11 protein-coding genes and 1 other RNA gene are annotated in these 17317 nt (G+C 65.3%); 10 read left to right on the top strand and 2 right to left on the bottom strand.

The window, feature by feature from the left end; all coding sequences use genetic code 11:
- The first annotated feature begins 13 nt into the window (after window positions 1-13).
- From PG2093B_RS06495 to PG2093B_RS06460, 8 genes are all read left to right on the top strand, one after another.
- Entirely contained in the window at window positions 14-895 is an 882-nt protein-coding gene (locus PG2093B_RS06495; protein WP_129897804.1) for a UDP-N-acetylmuramyl peptide synthase, read from the top strand.
- 39 nt (window positions 896-934) lie between these two features.
- Window positions 935-2413, top strand: coding sequence for a UDP-N-acetylmuramoyl-tripeptide--D-alanyl-D-alanine ligase (locus PG2093B_RS06490; protein ID WP_129897803.1), 1479 nt, complete (start codon window positions 935-937; stop codon window positions 2411-2413).
- Between the two features lie 57 nt (window positions 2414-2470).
- Window positions 2471-3568 carry a phospho-N-acetylmuramoyl-pentapeptide-transferase gene (mraY, locus tag PG2093B_RS06485; protein WP_129897802.1) on the top strand — a complete coding sequence of 366 codons (1098 nt, stop codon included), beginning with the start codon at window positions 2471-2473 and terminating at the stop codon, window positions 3566-3568.
- A gap of 51 nt (window positions 3569-3619) precedes the next feature.
- Window positions 3620-5050, top strand: a complete 1431-nt coding sequence (murD, locus tag PG2093B_RS06480; RefSeq protein WP_129897801.1) for a UDP-N-acetylmuramoyl-L-alanine--D-glutamate ligase — start codon at window positions 3620-3622, stop codon at window positions 5048-5050.
- A complete protein-coding gene (locus tag PG2093B_RS06475) occupies window positions 5031-6356 on the top strand; it encodes an FtsW/RodA/SpoVE family cell cycle protein (protein ID WP_129897857.1) in 1326 nt (441 codons plus the stop codon). The genes murD and PG2093B_RS06475 overlap by 20 nt, the downstream gene beginning before the upstream one ends.
- A 30-nt stretch (window positions 6357-6386) precedes the next feature.
- The gene (murG, locus tag PG2093B_RS06470) at window positions 6387-7580 is read left to right on the top strand and encodes an undecaprenyldiphospho-muramoylpentapeptide beta-N-acetylglucosaminyltransferase (RefSeq protein WP_129897800.1); all 1194 of its coding nucleotides are present in this window, start codon (window positions 6387-6389) and stop codon (window positions 7578-7580) included.
- 74 nt (window positions 7581-7654) lie between these two features.
- Entirely contained in the window at window positions 7655-9196 is a 1542-nt protein-coding gene (murC, locus tag PG2093B_RS06465; RefSeq protein ID WP_129897799.1) for a UDP-N-acetylmuramate--L-alanine ligase, read from the top strand.
- A 209-nt stretch (window positions 9197-9405) separates the two neighbouring features.
- Complete coding sequence (locus PG2093B_RS06460; RefSeq protein ID WP_431520216.1) at window positions 9406-10497, top strand: cell division protein FtsQ/DivIB; 1092 nt, start codon at window positions 9406-9408, stop codon at window positions 10495-10497.
- 14 nt (window positions 10498-10511) lie between these two features.
- On the opposite strand, the gene PG2093B_RS06455 is transcribed toward PG2093B_RS06460, so the two are convergent.
- Window positions 10512-11987, bottom strand: coding sequence for a glycoside-pentoside-hexuronide (GPH):cation symporter (locus PG2093B_RS06455; RefSeq protein ID WP_129897798.1), 1476 nt, complete (start codon window positions 11985-11987; stop codon window positions 10512-10514).
- Window positions 11988-12377: 390 nt separating this feature from the next.
- Here PG2093B_RS06455 and PG2093B_RS06450 point away from each other — a divergent pair, with 390 nt between their 5' ends.
- The gene (locus tag PG2093B_RS06450; protein WP_165369730.1) at window positions 12378-15548 is read left to right on the top strand and encodes a glycoside hydrolase family 2 TIM barrel-domain containing protein; all 3171 of its coding nucleotides are present in this window, start codon (window positions 12378-12380) and stop codon (window positions 15546-15548) included.
- A 19-nt stretch (window positions 15549-15567) separates the two neighbouring features.
- Here PG2093B_RS06450 and PG2093B_RS06445 read toward each other — a convergent pair whose 3' ends face one another.
- A complete protein-coding gene (locus PG2093B_RS06445; protein ID WP_129897797.1) occupies window positions 15568-16572 on the bottom strand; it encodes a LacI family DNA-binding transcriptional regulator in 1005 nt (334 codons plus the stop codon).
- A 165-nt stretch (window positions 16573-16737) separates the two neighbouring features.
- Between PG2093B_RS06445 and ssrA the strand changes: the two genes are divergently transcribed.
- Window positions 16738-17136, top strand: a transfer-messenger RNA (tmRNA) gene (ssrA, locus tag PG2093B_RS06440).
- The last annotated feature ends 181 nt before the right edge of the window (window positions 17137-17317 follow it).

The following is a 17317-nucleotide window of genomic DNA, read 5'->3' as shown; positions in this document are numbered from 1 at the left end:
AAGAGGAGCAACGATGAGCGCAATCAGTGAAACGACGTCACAGCGTCTGACGCTGGGCATGCTCGAGGACCGCTACGGGTTCTCGCTCGTGCCCGGTTTCGCGCGCGACGTGACCGTGACATCGCTCGCCAACGACGTGGAATCGGTGACGCCCGGGGCGCTGTTCATCCCCGGCGAGCGCATCGAAAAGGCGCGTGTGGCGCTCGCCGTGCAGCGAGGTGCCTACGCGATGCTGCTGCCCACCTCCATGCGCAATGCGATCGACGACCAGCAGATCCCGATCCTGTTCGCCGACCCCACGCCGCAGCAGATAGGCGAACTCGCCGCGGGCATCGCCGGCATGCCCTCCGAATCGATCGCCGTGTTCGCGGTCGCGGGCGCCAGCAACGAGCGCCTGCGTGAAGACGTGGATGCGATCGCGCAGTTCCTGCATATGCTCGGCAACCCGGTGGGCACCCTCTGCAAGGGCGATTCGCAATCGCTCGAACGGTTCCTCGACCTGACCTACCCGGTCGACGCCTTCTCGGTGCAGCGCGTGTTGTCGGTGTGTGTGGAAGACGGCGTGGCGGCGGTCATCATCGCGCTTGACGACGAGACGCTCGCCGCCGGCTCGCTCGAAAGCGTGGGGGTCGACGTGATCGGCTATGACGGCGAGACGCGCAACACGGATGTGGAACAGGCGCTCGCACAGGTGTGCGAACGGTATGGCTGCGTGCTGGACGACAACACGCATGTGGCCGTGCGCACCGATGAGACCGACATGATGGCGATCCAGGCCGACCTGGGCACCGGGCCTTCGCGCCCGCTGTCGCTCGCCATCGCGATGGTGCTTGCGGCCGGCATCCGCAAAAGCAGCATCCGCAGCGCGTTGCGCGTGTCGAGGGAACTGAACTGAACCGGCGGTTCCATACCGCGCAGTGCAAGGAGAATGCATATGATGAAGATGACGTTGCGGCAGGTCATGGCCAGTGTGGACGGCCATGCGGCGGCCGGTGCCGCCATGGACGAAGGGACCGAGGTCACCTCGGCGGTCACCGATTCGCGGCTCGCGCAGCCCGGCTCGCTGTTCGTCGCAATCGCGGGCGAGCATGTGGACGGCCATGATTACGTGGATGCGGCCGCGCACAACGGCGCCGTGGCGGCGCTGGTACAGCATGCCGTGCCAGACGCCGGCATCGCGCAGATCATCGTGGAAGACGGTGTGGCCGCGTTGGGCGAGCTCGCCAAGGCGAACCTGCGGATGCGCCGCAACGAGGCCGCTCCCTTCACGATCATCGGCATCACTGGTTCGGTGGGCAAGACGACGACGAAGGACCTGTTGAAGGCGTTGCTCTCCACCCTCGGTGAGACCGTGGCCCCGGTCGGCTCGTTCAACAACGAGATAGGCCTGCCGCTCACCGCGCTCGAAGTGGACGAGCATACCCGCTATCTGGTGGCGGAGATGGGCGCCAACCACCTTGGTGAGATCGCGCATCTGACGACGATCGCGCCGCCCGACATCGCCATCGTGCTGAAGGTGGGTGTGGCGCACCTGGGTGAATTCGGCTCGGTCGAACACATCGCACAGGCGAAAAGCGAGATCGTGCGCGGATTGCTCAACGACGGCGTGACGGTGCTCAACGCCGACGACGCCCGCGTGGCCCGCATGCAGGACATCGCGCCGGGCAAGGTGGTGTGGTTCGGCATCGAGCACGCGCAGGTGCATGAGCGCGACGGCTATGTGGCCGCGGACGACATCAACCTCGACGATCTGGGGCACCCGGTGTTCACGCTCGTCAGCGAAGCCGGTGTGGAACAGCGTGTGAAACTCGGCATCACCGGACGGCACAACATCATGAACGCCCTCGCAGCCGCGAGCGTGGCGCGCTTGGAGGGCATGCCGCTCGAGCACATCGCCGCCGTGCTCAACTCGGTGCATGCGATCAGCGCGCACCGCATGGCCGTGAGCGTGGTGCAGGAAGGCGATGTGCGGTTCACGCTCATCGACGATTCGTTCAACGCGAACCCCGATTCGATGCGCGCCGGCATCGACGGCATGATGGCATGGCACGCCGGCGACGCCGTGCAGCCCACACGCGTGGCCGTGCTCGGCGCCATGCTCGAACTCGGCGGTGACGAGGCGCAGGCCCACCATGACATCGGCGCCTACGCCGCCCGGAACGGGGCCGACGCGTTCATCGCGGTCGGTGGCGGGAATGACCCGCACCTCAACGCACTGGCGCACGACCTCGCCGAAGGCGCGCGCACCGCGATAGACACAGACGCCGTGTTCTGCGTGGACACCATCGACGAGGCAGACGGCATTGTGCGCGATCTGGGACGCACGCATGAAGGCATGGTCGTGCTGCTCAAAGGGTCGCATGCCTCGGGCCTGAGCTCACTCGCCACCCGCTGGAACGAGGAACGCGCGTAACGGCGCGCGATGCGGCGTGCCGCCACGCGCGCCCACAACGAATAGGAGAACCGTAAGGTGATAGCGCTCATCATTGGAATAGTGGTTTCCCTCGTCATCACGATGATCGGAACGCCAACGCTCATTCGCGTGGTGCACAAACTGCACTACGGCCAGTACATCCGGCAGGACGGCCCGCAGTCGCACCAGGTCAAGCGCGGCACGCCGACGCTCGGCGGCGTCGTCATCGTGCTCGCGGTGCTGCTCGGCTGGGGCGCCAGTGCGTTGTACCGGTATTGCAGCCAGCACATCGTGCCGTCGTGGTCCGCGGTCCTCACCCTGTTCGCGATGGCCTCGATGGGCCTGCTCGGCTTCATCGACGACTTCGCGAAAGTGCGCAAGAAACAGAATGAGGGACTCACCGTCAAAGGCAAGTTCATCGGCCAGTTCATCCTGGCCACGATCTACGCGGTGCTCGCGCTCATGCTGCCCACCAAATCCGGGTTCCCAAGCGCGCAGGCCGGCATGAGCTTCATCGAGACGCCGTTCCTGAGCTTTGACTTCGCGGGCCGGTTCCTCGCCATCGTGCTGTTCGTGATCTGGGTGAACTTCCTGATGGCGGCGTGGACGAACGCCGTCAACCTGACCGACGGCCTCGACGGCCTGTGCGCGGGGTCCTCGATGGTCGCGTTCGCCGGCTACGGCATCATCGCGTTCTGGGAAAGCTACCATCTGCGCGGATCGGGCCACCCCGGCTTCACCTATGCGGTGTCCGACCCCTTCGACCTGACGGTCATCGCATGCTGCGCGGCCGTGGCATGCCTAGGCTTCCTGTGGTACAACTGCAACCCGGCGTCGATCTTCATGGGCGATACCGGTTCGCTCGCCCTCGGCGGCCTGTTCGCGGCCATGTCGATCGCCACGCACACCGAATTCCTCGCCATCATCCTCGGCGGCCTCTTCGTGATCGAGACACTCAGCGACATCATCCAGGTCGGGTATTTCAAGATGACGCACAAGCGCGTGTTCAAGATGGCGCCGATCCACCACCACTTCGAATTGTGCGGGTGGACGGAAGGCAAGGTCGTCGTGCGGTTCTGGATGGTCGAGCTCATGTTTGTGATCATCGGCCTCATGATCTTCTACGCGGACTGGGTCGTGCGCTCGGGGCTGTGACCGGAGGCGCGACCATAAGCGGCATCGGTAACGTCAGGGAAAGGACGAGACATGGATCTCAACAGCAGCACAGTCGTAGTGGCGGGCCTGGGCATCTCCGGGCAGAGCATGGTGGATATTCTGCGCGATCGCGCGGCGCGCGTGATCAGCGTCGATGAACGCAAGGAAGACGCCGACCTGCGCTCCTTTGACGACATCGTGTGGGACGACGTGGACCTCGTGTGCACGTCGCCGGTCTTCACGCCGCGCACGCCGTTCATCGTCGAGGCGCGCAAGCGTGGCATTCCGGTGATCAGCGAGGTCGAACTCGCGTGGCTGCTGCGTGTGGACAACGCGCGCACAGGCGAGCCGGCGCCGTGGATCGGCATCACCGGCACGAACGGCAAGACCTCCACCACCGAGATGGTCTCGGTCATGCTCACGGCCTGCGGATTGCAGGCACCGGCCGTCGGCAACATCGGCAAAGCGGTCTCGCAGGCCGCGCTCGACCCCGCGAACGACGTGCTGTGCGTCGAGCTGAGCTCGTTCCAGCTGCATTTCACCTATTCGCTCGCCTTGGCCGGGGCCGCGATCACGAACATCGGCGCCGACCACCTTGATTGGCACGGCGGCCTTGAGCGCTATGCCGAAGACAAATCGAAGGTCTACGACGGCGCGCGCCGCGTCATCGCCTACAATGCGCAGGACGCGCGCGTCACTGAGCTCGCCTCCGAGGCGCGCGCCGCCGAAGGCTGCGTGCATGTGGGGTTCACGCTCGCCGAACCGCAGGCCGGGCAGATCGGCGTGCGCGACGGGTGGATCGTGGATATGAGCGGCATCGCCGGCGGTGAAGTGGGTGAGGAGACCCGCATCGCGCGCGTCGCCGACTTCGCGCATCTGACCGAGCCCGATGGCACCGTCTACCCGCACCTGCTCGCCGATGCGCTGACCGCGCTGATCCTGGTGTATGCGATGGACGTGGACCACGCCGCGGCGGTGAAGGCATTGCAAGGCTTCAAGCCCGGCGGCCACCGCATCGAGGAGGTCGCGCGGTTGACGACCGACGGCGCGCCGGTGCGCTTCGTGGATGATTCCAAGGCCACGAACGCCCTCGCCGCACAGGCCTCGCTCAAGAGCTTCGCCCCGTCCAGCGTGGTGTGGATCGCCGGCGGTCTCGCCAAGGGCGGACGCTTCGAGGAGCTCGTGGCGCAGGAACACGACCGCATGAAGGCAGCTGTGATCATCGGTGTGGACCAGGAACCGATGCTCGAGGCATTCCGCACATCCGCCCCCGACGTGCCGCTCACTGTGATCGACCCCGCAGACGCCGGGTCGGTCATGCAGCGTGCGGTGGACGCGGCGGCCGCGCTTGCGGCCCCGGGCGATGTGGTGCTGCTCGCACCGGCGTGCGCCTCGATGGACCAGTTCGTCTCGTACGCCGACCGCGGTGACCAGTTCGCCAGCGAATCGCGGCGTTGGGTGGATGAGCATGCCGCAGCCTGAGCGCAAAGCGCGCTCCGCGTCCTCGCGGGGCGCCAGCACGACACCACGGCAATACACGGTCCGCACAAGAGCGAGCCAGAACACCGCCGCGCACGACGCGCCGACGGCGCGCGCCACCCAGCCCCAAAGCCATGCCGCCGATTTTTCAGCCTACCGGGGCTGGCGCATGCTGCTCAATCCGATCTGGTGCTACCACGGATTCGCCCTGTGCGTGTTCATGCTCATGGTGTTCGGCCTGGTCATGGTGTTCTCGAGCTCTTCGGTGAGTATGGTGGCGGTGGGCGCCACACCATGGAGCCAGGCCTTGGATCAGGCGAAGTTCTGCATCATCGGCCTTGTGGCCTTTGCGGTCACATTGGTGCTGCCATATCGTGTGTATGCCAGGTTCTGCATGCCGCTCGTGGCCGTGGCGGGCTTCATGCAACTCCTCACACTGACCCCATTGGGTGTTGAGGTCAACGGCAACAAAGGGTGGATCAACCTCGGCTTCGCCACGTTCCAGCCCGCCGAGCTGGTCAAGTTCGTGCTGTGCATCACGCTGCCCAAACTGCTTGTCGAAGTCGGCAAACGCCATGAGCGGGGTGCCCCGACGCATATCAAGGATTATCTGTGGGCGTTCGGCACATACGGCATCCTGCTCGTGCTGGTGTTGGCGGGCAGGGACCTCGGCACCACGATGATCCTGGTGTTCATTGGCCTTGTGGCGTTCTGCTTCAGCGATTTCCCGCGCAAATGGCTCGGTGCGCTCGCCGTGGGCCTGGCCGGGGCCTGCGTGCTGTTCGCGATCATGAGTCCCAACCGCATGCGCCGCATCCTGGCCACGTACCAGGGGTGTTCGGCGAGTGACATGCAGGACGCCTGCTACCAGGCCACGCACGCCAAATACGCGCTGGCCTCCGGTGGTTTCCTGGGCGTGGGTCTGGGCAATTCACGTGAGAAGTGGAACTACCTGCCCGAAGCGCACAACGACTTCATCTACGCGATCATCGGCGAAGAGACCGGGTTCGTGGGCGCCGTGCTCGTGCTCCTGCTGTTCGCGGTGATCGCATGGTGCATGATCGTCGTGGCGCTGCGCACACCGAACCGCTACACATCCATGGCGCTGTTGTGCTTCACGGTGTGGATCGTGGGGCAGGCGCTCGTGAACATAGCCGTGGTCGTGGGCATCCTGCCGGTCATGGGTGTGCCGTTGCCGTTTGTGTCGGCGGGCGGTTCATCGCTTATCCTATGTTTGGCGGCGGCGGGTGCGTCGATGAGCATGATGCGTTCACAGCCGCAGATCGCGGCCGAACGGCAACGGTCGTAACGCAACCCCAGGCGTATGCAAAGGAACACCATGAACACAGAAGCAAAGCACATCCTGCTGGCCGGCGGCGGCACGGCGGGGCACGTGAACCCATTGCTCGCCGTGGCCGACGCGATCGCCGCGCGCGATCCGGAGGATGCGTCGATCATCACGTTGGGCACCGCGGTGGGACTTGAGGCGGATCTGGTGCCGCAGGCAGGCTACCGTCTCGAAACGATCGAGAAGGTGCCGTTCCCGCGGCGCCCCAACAAAGCCGCCCTGCAGTTCCCGTTCAAATGGAAGCGTGAGACCGCCAAGGTCAGGCAGCTCATCGAGGACGAGCACATCGATGTGGTCGTGGGCTTCGGCGGCTACGCCTCGGCGCCGGCGTACGCGGCCGCGCACCGCATGGGCGTGCCGATCGTGATCCACGAGCAGAACGCGCGCGCCGGCATGGCCAACAAGCTCGGCGCCAAATGGGCCACGTTCATCGGCACCGCATACGACGGCACCGGACTCAAAGCCGGCGGTGAAGGCGAGGTCGAGCGCGTCGGCCTGCCATTGCGACCCGCCATCGCGCGCTTGGCCGCGCGGATGCAAACCGACCGCGCACAGGTGCGCCGCGACAGCGCCCGTGAACTCGGGCTCGACCCGGACAGGCCGATCATCGTGGTGACCGGCGGCTCGCTTGGCGCGGTCAGCCTCAACCGGGCGGTGGCCCAGGCATCCGGCACACTCGTGCGCGACGCGCAGATCGTGCACCTGACCGGCAAAGGCAAGATCGACGAAGTGCGCGAGCTCGTGGCGCAGCATGCGGGGGAGCAGGTGCTGACCGGCCTCGGCGATGACGCGCAACCGGGACACGACTACCATGTGGCGCAGTACCTCGAACGCATCGACAAGGCCTTCGGGTGCGCCGACCTGGTCATCTGCCGTTCAGGCGCCGGTTCGGTGAGCGAACTGACGGCACTCGGCCTGCCCGCCGTCTACGTGCCGCTGCCGATCGGCAACGGCGAACAGCGGTTCAACGCACAACCAGTGGTCCAGGCGGGCGGTGGCCTGCTCGTGGACGACCGCGACTTCACCGCAGCATGGGTCGAATCCCATGTGCCGCAATTGCTCGCAGATCCACAGACCTTGCAGGACTACGGCCGCAACGCATGGCAATACGGCATCCGCGACGCCGCCGACCGCATGGCGCAGCGCATCCTCACCATCGCAGGCGACGCGCGCTGGTGCAGGTGACCACCGGCGCCAGCACAGGCAATACAACAGCAAGACCGATACAAGACAGCAGACACGATACTTGAGGAGTTCACGTGAGTAGCACGCATGACGCACAGACGGTGACGCTCGACCCCACCACCGCACAGTTCGACGAGCAGCAGACCGTGGCAGATCTGGGCCGCACCCATTTCATCGGCATCGGGGGAGCGGGCATGAGCGTGCTCGCCGAGATGCTCCACCAACACCATGTGCCGGTCGACGGTTCCGACAGCCAGCGCGGCCCGAAGACCGACCGCCTCGAATCGCTCGGCATCCCCGTCGAAATCGGGCAGCGCGCCGACAATGTGCACGATGCGCGCGTCGTCGTCTACTCGAGCGCCATCAAGCCCAGCAATCCCGAAATCGTGGAGGCGCAGGCACATGGCGCGCACATCGTGCACCGCAGCGACATCCTCGCCCTGCTCATGCACGGCACACGCGCCGTGACCGTGGCCGGCGCGCACGGCAAGACCACTACAAGCTCGATGCTCGCGCACATCCTGCTCCATGGTGGTGAAGATGCGCTCGCCGACCCGAGCTACGCCATCGGCGGATCGATCCAAGGTCCAGACGGCACCGTGCTCGACGGCGGCCATGCCGGCACGGGCGACGTGCTTGTGGCGGAGGCGGACGAATCCGACGGCAGCTTCGGCAAATACCGCCCCACCATCGCCATCGTGACGAACGCCGAAGCCGACCATCTCGACCACTACGGCGACGAGAAGCACTACCAGCGCGCGTTTGCCGAGCATATGAGCCACGCGTTGGACCACGTGATCGTGTGCGCCGACGACAGCAGTGCGCTCGCCGTGCTGCGCGCACTCGACCCGGCGGACGGTGCGCGCGCCATCGCCTACGGCACGAGCGAACGCAGCGCATTGGGTGATCTGAACGGCGCGCAATACGTGCACATCGTTGCCGAGCAGGAGCACGCGGGCAGTGGCAGCGAGCAGTTCACGCTCGACATCCCTGCCGCAGTGGCTGGTGAAGACATGGTACTGCCGGTCACACTCGCCGTGCCGGGCTTGCACAACGCGCGCAACGCCACGGCGGCGATCCTCGCGGCGATCGAACTCGGCATGCCCGCGCAGGACGCCGCGCGCGCCGCGTCGACATTCCTGGGGGCGGCGCGCCGGTTCCAGATTCGCGGCACCGTGGGCGGAGTCACGGTCGTCGACGACTACGCGCACCACCCGACCGAGATCGGCGCATTGCTCGACGCGGCGCGCCGGCGTTACCCCGACGCCACGATTCATGTGCTGTTCCAGCCACACCTGTTTTCACGCACCAAGTTCTTTGCGCCGCAATTCGCGCAGGCGCTCGCCAAAGCGGACGACGTGATCGTGACGGGCGTGTTCCCGGCGCGCGAACGGCAGGAGGACTTCCCGGGCGTCGATGCGCACACAATCGCCGACGCCGCCGCGGAAGGTGCCACGCCGATCGACGTGGTGGAGGACATGGCCACGGCCGCGCAGATGGTGGCGATGCGCGCCAAGCCGGGCGACGTCATCTTCACCGTCGGCGCCGGGGACATCACCACAATGGGTCCGGTCATTGTGCATGTGCTCGAAGCGCACCATGGCAAGGATGCATGATGGCCGGCCGTTCCGTCAGCTCCTCACCGTCCGGTGAGACCCCCGACAAGCCGGCACGTTCCACACGTTCGGGCCATGCCGTGCCCGCCAAGCGTGTCGCGCGATCGGCGAGTTCGGGCAATGGCGCACCATCCGGCAGCCGCAGGGTGGCGCGCAGCGCGTCATCGGGCACGCACACCGCGCACGAGTCCGGGCGCGCCGCCCGGTCGGTGGCTTCCGGCGCCGTACACACGCCACACACGGCGGTGGACAGCGACACCGGCGCAGCCAGCCATGCGGAACAGTCGGTGGCGGCATCACAGCCCCGCAAGAGGCGCAGATCCGTGCGCTTGGTGTTCGCCGCGGCCGGCGACGCCGTGGCGCGCCGGCGGTCGGCGAAGCAGGCGCGCGCGCAGGTCAAGAAACCGCGCATTGTCGAGGAACGCACCGGGGCGACGAGGCCGGGCGCGTTCGTAGACGCGAACAACCTGCCGAGCGAGGATGTGGTGGCGAAGACACTGCAGGAGACGGCGGGCGCGATCGGTGTGGCCACACGACCCAAGGTCGTGGACTTCGCGGCGCGGCAGAAGGAGCAGCGGAAGGCCAACACACGGCGCATCGCCGCCCGTGTGGCCGTGGCGTTCGCCGCGCTGGCGGCGGTGGTCGCGCTCGTATGGCTGCTCTTCTTCTCGCCGGTCTTGCGATTGGAACCCAACAACATCAGCGCGTCGGGCGCGAACGAATGGGTGAGCAACGAGCAGATCATGGCGATCGCCAAGCGGCAGGCGGGCAAATCATTGCTCTTGGTCTCCGACGGCGCGGTCGAGCAGCAGCTGTCGCAGATCCCGGGCGTCTCGTCGGCCACCGCCGAGAAGAAATTCCCCAACGGCCTGCATGTCTCGGTCACCGCCCAACGGCCGGCCGCCATGCTCAAGGAGCCGTCGGGAAACACGTTGACGGCGGTCGACAGCAAGGCGCGCAACCTCAATGCGGTCAACGGGTCCGCGCAGTCCGTGCAGGGCATTCCGGTCATCGAGGTGGACAATGTCGGCAAAGCGCTCAGCAAGCGCGCGGTGCAGTCGGCGCTCGTGATTCTCGACGCATTGCCTGAATCCATGCGCAACGCCATCGTCAAGGTGCAGGCGAACACGCAGGATTCGATCACGACGCAGCTCGACAACGGCATCAGCATCGTGTGGGGCGACGATTCGGACTTGAAGCTCAAGATGGCCATTGTCGACAAGATCATGAACGACCCGAACGTGATCGGCGACAAGAAGCAGATCAACGTCTCCGCCACGGCGCGCCCGATCATCAAATGACCTTGGGGCGCCGCTTACCGCGCGGTGTCGGCGAGGCGCGCCTCGAGCTGCTCGACAATCTGCGCATGGCGCTTTTCGTCGATTCGCACGCGGGTCAGGAACACCACGAGGCTCAGCACAATGCCCACGGATGGCACGATGTATGCCCATGTGGTGAAGGTGTGGATGTTGCCTGCGGTCATGTCGGCAGCGGACACCGACCCGACCATGCCCGCGGCCACGGCGACGAATCCGACGATGCCGTTCGAGAACGCGCCGGCGATCTTGTCGAGCATCGGGCGCACGCTGAGCGTCACGGCCTCGTTGCGGCGTCCTGTCTTGAGCTGGCCGTATTCAATCGAGTCGGTCATCGTCAGGATCGCCGTCATCTGGATCGTCTGCGCGGGCAGATAGAACAGCACGAGCGCGACGATCACGACCGCGAGATTGCGCGGCGCGGCGATGAACATCGCATAGCCGGCGATCATCAGCGCCATGCCTGCAGTGAACAGCCACCGGCGTGGAACCACGCGGTTGAGCAGCGGGTAGAGCGGGGTCGTGAGCAGGCCGGTGACCACGGGGATCACACCGGCGAGCGCGAACTGCTCCGGCATGCCGAGCACATAGGTGAACTGGTAGAACAGCACGCCAGTCGTCGCCACGTTCGCCACCGCGTACAGCAGGTAGCTCAACGCCATCCACAACAGCTGGTCGTTGCGCCCGATCGCCTTGAACGCGTCCAGCGGCTTGCAGTGTTCGTCGCTGCCGCGCAGTTCGTTGTGCTGTTCGCGCGTGCCGAAGGCCACGGTCCATGCGGTGAGCAGTCCGAACAGTGCGATGATGACCGCGAACGCGGTCCAACCGGGCTGCCCTTGTGCGTGCTCTCCGGTGAAGCGGAACGTGAAGTAGCTCACGATCGGGATGACGATGACGGTGACGCCGTTGTACCCGAGCGAGCCGGTGAGCGTGCCGAGCGACGTGTAGACGCCGCGCTCATGCGAATCGCTCGATAGGGCGGGGATCATGCCCCAGTAGGAGATGTCGCGCGCGGAATAGAACACGTCGAGCAGGATGAAGGTGACGATGAACGCCGCGATGAACCATGTGGTGTTGACGTTCACGAGCCCGAAGATGCCGGTGAACACGACGACGAGCAGCGCGGATGGCACAATGCCTCCGATGAACTGCCAGACGCGGAACCGGCCCCAGCGTGTACGCGTGTTGTCGACGATGTTGCCGAGCAGGGGGTCAAGGAAGATCTCGGCGATGCGGATCGCCACGACGAGCGAGGTGATCAGGGCGATCATGCGTGCGGCTACCGCCCGGTCGGTTCGTGCGAACAACGCGGTCGTGGTGTAGGTCATGAAGAACGTGCTCATTGCGTTGTAGAACGCCGCCTGCCCCAGATTGCCGATTGCGAACGCAACATGTTGCCCTGTTGAGCCCTTGGCCTTGGTGTGCCCATGGTGCGTGGCCGACTGCGATGTTGGCCGAGGTGTTGTTGTGGTCATGTCATCCTCCAGTGATGGGTGATCCTCATTGATCTCTTGCAGATGCAGACTTTACTTATATAGGTAAATAAGTTTATCGACGTGTGGGAAAACGGTAGTGTTGCGTATGGGTTGTTCGGCGTGTCGGTTTTTGCTGATATATCGCGATATTGAGGTAGGGCAAGGGGGTTGGTGAGCACACGGTATATCGACTGAGTTGTTCTATGGAGTGCGTTCATCTTGCACATTTTTGATAAATAGTTTACTATCGAGAACGCACAAGAACCACGGGCGACGCAGCCCGCGTTCGCACCAACGCTACGACGAGGAGCAGGAATGGCACAGTCAGATACCACCACGCACATGGAACCGCCGCGCGGCACGGCCTTGGATGCCGCCAGGAAAGGGGGCATGGCACTTCCGGCCGGGGAGGAACGCGCACAGCTTGGCCAGCCAAGCGTGCGCTGGCTTGTCGACCCAGCCGTCTTCGCGGTCAACCGGTTGCCCGCGCACACCGACCATGTGACCGTCGACGGCGCGTCCGGCACGTTGCGGCAGTCGCTTGATGGTGTATGGCGCGCGCGGGTCGTGCCGTCGCACCTCGACCGTTTGCCGATGGAAAGCAAGGACGAGCGCTGGCAGACCGCGCACATCCCGCCGGCGTTCGCCTCATCGTGTTTCGACGACACGGGATATGCGGATGTGAGCGTGCCTGGCTGCCTGGAGACGCAGGGGCTCATGCGCCCGCAATACGTAAACATCCAGTACCCGTGGGACGGGCATGAGCAGCCGCAGGCGCCGCATGTGCCCAACAGCAATCTCGTGGCACTCTACCGCCGGACGTTCGACGCCGATCCACGCGTGCAGCAGGCGTTGCGCGCCGGCGAGCGCGTCTCGCTGACGTTCGACGGCGCGGCGACCGCGATCTACGTGTGGCTCAATGGCGCATTCGTCGGGTATGCGGAGGATGCATACACGCCGAGCGAATTCGACGTGACCGACGCGCTGCACGAGGAAGGCAATACGCTCGCCGTCGCGTGCTTCCAGTACTCGAGCGCGAGTTGGCTGGAAGACCAGGACTGCTGGCGCTTCCATGGACTGTTCCGCAGCGTGCGCCTCGACGTGCGCCCGCGCGTGCATGTGCGCGACATGCAGGCGACCGCCGACTGGGATGTCGCGGCGCAGTGCGGTGTGCTCGACCTACGGCTTGCGCTCGAAGGCGACGCCACCGCACATAGCGCCGATGTTCGTGTATGCGCGGCGGACATGCCGTTGTGGGAGACGACGCTGGACGTGGATCGGCAGCCGGCGTCGGCCGATGACGCGGTGCTGCGCGTGCGCGCCGCGATCGCCGACGTGCGCGCATGGAGCGCCGAGGAGCCGAACCGGTACCGCGTCGACGTGCTGGTGCGTGATGCCGAGGGACGGCTGGTCGAGACCTCAAGCGCGGTGGTTGGATTCCGCCATGTCGAGATCGAGCATGGCGTCTTCACGCTCAACGGGGAGCGGATCGTGCTGCGCGGCGTCAACCGCCACGAATTCGACGCACGGCTCGGCCGCAGCGTCACCGAAGAGGACATGCTGTGGGATGTGCGCTTCATGAAGCAGCACAACATCAATGCGGTGCGCACCTCGCACTACCCGAACCAGACCCGGTGGCTCGAACTGTGCGACGAATACGGCATCTACATGATCGACGAAGCCAATCTGGAGACACATGGCAGCTGGAATCTGCCCGGCGACGTGACGGATGGCAAGTCGATCCCCGGCGATGACCCGATGTGGCTCGCCGCGTGCGTGGACCGTGCGCATAGCATGGTGGCGCGCGACCGCAACCATGCGTGCGTGGTCGCGTGGTCGCTCGGCAACGAGTCGTACGCGGGCACGGTGATCGAACAGATGGGGGAGCGGTGCCACGCATGGGACCCCACGCGCCCCGTACATTACGAAGGTGTGCAGTGGAACCAGGCGTACAGCGCAATCTCCGACTTCGAATCGCGCATGTACGCGAAGCCCGACGACATCCGCGAGTACCTTGAGCACAATCCGACCAAGCCGTACATCTCGTGCGAATACATGCACGCGATGGGCAATTCGCTCGGCGGGCTGAGTGAATACACCGCCCTTGAGCGTTACCCGCACTACCAAGGCGGTTTCATCTGGGATTTCATCGACCAGGCGTTGTGGCAGCAGTTGGAGGACGGCACGGAGCGGCTCGCGTACGGCGGTGACTTCGGCGACAGGCCGAGCGACATGAACTTCAGCGGCGACGGCATCGTGTTCGCCGACCGCACGCCATCGGCGAAAGCGCAGGAAGTGAAAGCGCAGTATGCGCCCGTGCGCATCAGAGTCGAGCCCGACCGTGTGCTCGTGCACAACGGCAATGTGTTCGTCGGCACGGCCGACAGCGTGTTCGTGGCGCGCATGCTGATCGACGGGCGGGAAGTGTGGAGCACCGCGCGCACGCTCGACGTGCCCGCCGGCGAGACGCGCGTGCTCGACCTGGCGTTTCCGCCGGTCGAGGACGTGCAGCCGTCCAACGGCGACAGCGCACTGCATGCGCACGAAGTGGTCTACGAAGTGAGCCAACGACTCGCGCACGACACCGCGTGGGCCGACGCCGGCCACGAGCTCGCCTGGGGGCAGTGCGCCCGGCCGCTCGACGAGCGTGCGCTCGCCGCATGGCGCACCCCGGCCGCGGTGGAATCCGGTGCGCGCGTCGCGCTGGGGCGTTGGAACGGCGGCATGAGGCTGGGGTCGCGTGAGATGCTGTTGTCGCGCACGCAGGGCGGCATCGTCTCAATGCGCGACGGCGCGCGGGAGATGGTATCCCGCGTGCCGAGACTCATCACATTCCGCCCGCTGACCGACAACGACCGCGGTGCCAGCAGCGGCTTCGACCGCGCGCAATGGTTCGGCGCAGGGCGCTATGCGCGCGTGGTCACCGGCATCGGGCAGGTGGAATGGGATCCGGGCCGTGGCGAGCTCACCGGCGAATACTGGTATGAGCTCGCGGATGGCGCGCACACCACTGTGCCGGTGCGTTACAGCATCGATAGCGCGATGCAGCTGCACGTCGAGGCCACATGGCCGGGCGAGGCGGACGCGCCGAGCCTGCCCCTCTTCGGCCTTGAATGGGTGTTGCCCGTACGCTATTCGCAGTTAGAGTTCTATGGCCCCGGCCCATGGGAGACCTATGCCGACCGTGACCGCGCGAAAGTCGGCGCATGGCGCACGACCGCGTTCGACGATGTGCAACCCTATCTCGTGCCGCAGGAGACCGGCAATCATGCGCATGTGCGCTGGGCGCGCGTCACCGACGAAGACGGCCATGGCCTGCTCGTCGAATCCGCGCGCCCCGGAACGGATCTCGCGCTGAGCCTGCTGCCATACGACACGCTGACCATAGAGGCGGCGACGCATCAGGATGAGCTGCCGAAGCCGCGGCACATGTTCCTGCGCATGCTCGCCGGGCAGATGGGCGTCGGCGGCGACGATTCGTGGGGCGCGCCCGTGCACGACCGCTATCAGCTCGACGCCGCGCGCGAACTGACGCTCGATGTGACGATGCGCCTCGTGTGAATCAGGCGCGCAAGCTCGCTCACTGCGGTTGCGGCGGCTGGAAGCTCGCGCGGCATATCAGCTTCGTCGAGATGAGGATATGCCGGCGCGTGGCCCGGTCGCGCGCAATCGCGTCGGTGAGTGTTTCGAGCGCGGTGTATACGAGTTCATGCCGGTCGATGTCGAACGAGCTCAATGCGGGCGCGGTGTATTGGCAGATCGGCAGATTGTCGACGCTCACCACGGCCATGTCGTGCGGCACACGCACGCCGGCCGCGGCGAGTGCCTGCAGCACGCCAACGGCCATCGGGTCGGACGCCACCACAAGCGCGTCGGGCAGTGCGTCGGGGGAGTGCTGTGCGAGCATGCGCTCGGCGAGCGCGCGGCCGTTGTCCACGGTGAACGGGCCGCTGGCGTAGATCAGCGCGTCGTTGTCCAGATGCAGACGCCGGCTCCAGTCGGTGAACGCAAGCGTGCGGATGTCCTCGGGTTGGTTGTGCAGGCCCATGATCGCGCCGATGCCGCCGATGAAGCCGATGCGCGTGTGGCCGGCGCCCTGCAGTGCGTCGAGCGCGTCGAGCATGGTCTGGCTCAGGTCGGGGCGCACCGAGTCGAACCAGTCGGGGGCCGGGTTCGTGTCGATGAACGTGCCGTACGGCAACGCGCGGCGCAACTGCCCAAGCTGTTCGCGTGTGAACGTGGCGGGGCCGATCGCGATGAATCCGTCGTAGTCGTCGGCGGCGTCTATCAGTTCGTCGATCGATGCGAAGAACGCGAGCGTCGACCCCTGCTCTTCTGCGGCGGTGCGCAGTTCCTCGCGCAACGACTGGAAGTAGGCGTCCTGCAGTTCATCGATCTCCGGCGGCGCGTTGAGCACGGCGATCATGCGGCTCGTGAACGCGGTGTAGCCGAGTTGGGCGGCCGCGCGCATGATGCGGCGACGTGTCTGCGCGGTGATGCGCAGCTTGGCGTCGCCGTTGAGCAGGCGTGAGACGGTCGCCTGTGAGACCCCTGCGAGTTCCGCGATCTGTTTGCGTGTGGCCATGCCGCTCTTCTCGCCTTCCTGTGTACGTGCGTGTGGAACCGACTTTATTCGTACCCGCACCCAGTGGCGTGCGGGTGTTGGGCATGCTGTGCGTCTTGCGTGTGCGCGCGGGGCGTGCTATATTGAAAAGTCCGGCTTTGCGCCGGTGAGTTTGATAATTCAAAAGGGGCCGATCGGTTTCGACGGTGATCTGTTCGCTTCGGTGAAGCGTGCCGAGAATGCAGAGTCCGCTCGTGATGTTCTCTGTGAACAAAATAAGTGCTAAATCTAACCGCACTGAGTTCGCTCTCGCTGCCTGATTTTTAGTCAGGACTTAACCAGCGAGCAGCCGCTCCGTTCACTCTCCCGTGTCTTCGGGGAGATGCTGAGCGTCGTTAAGAAGACTTGCCTGTGTCATTGCACTGCAGGGTGACATAGGGACTTTTGCTGCAGCTAGGCTCGCCATCTGTTGTCTGCGATATTGATGGGAGCCGAAAAACTGCCCTCTGTGGCCAGCAGACTACGCACGTAGAAGAACGAGGGTACGGTCACCGGACCGGGGTTCAATTCCCCGCGGCTCCACTTGTACAGCGCCACTCCTGCACGGGAGTGGCGTTTTTTGTTGCCGTGCCAACGTTTGGGTTATACGCCAAAATGTGTGTCCTTTTGACTAGTTGCTGTCTTGCCATGGCGTGCTCCTGTGGAAGTCGTTCCATTCGATGCCGGTGCCGTATCGCTGCGGCATGCCGGTCTGGTCGTGCATGGT

This window comes from Bifidobacterium pseudolongum subsp. globosum (assembly GCF_004155535.1).
Classification (GTDB): domain Bacteria; phylum Actinomycetota; class Actinomycetes; order Actinomycetales; family Bifidobacteriaceae; genus Bifidobacterium; species Bifidobacterium pseudolongum_C.
The sequence above is the reverse complement of the archived record's forward strand: the minus strand, read 5'-3'. Positions and strand labels throughout refer to the sequence as shown.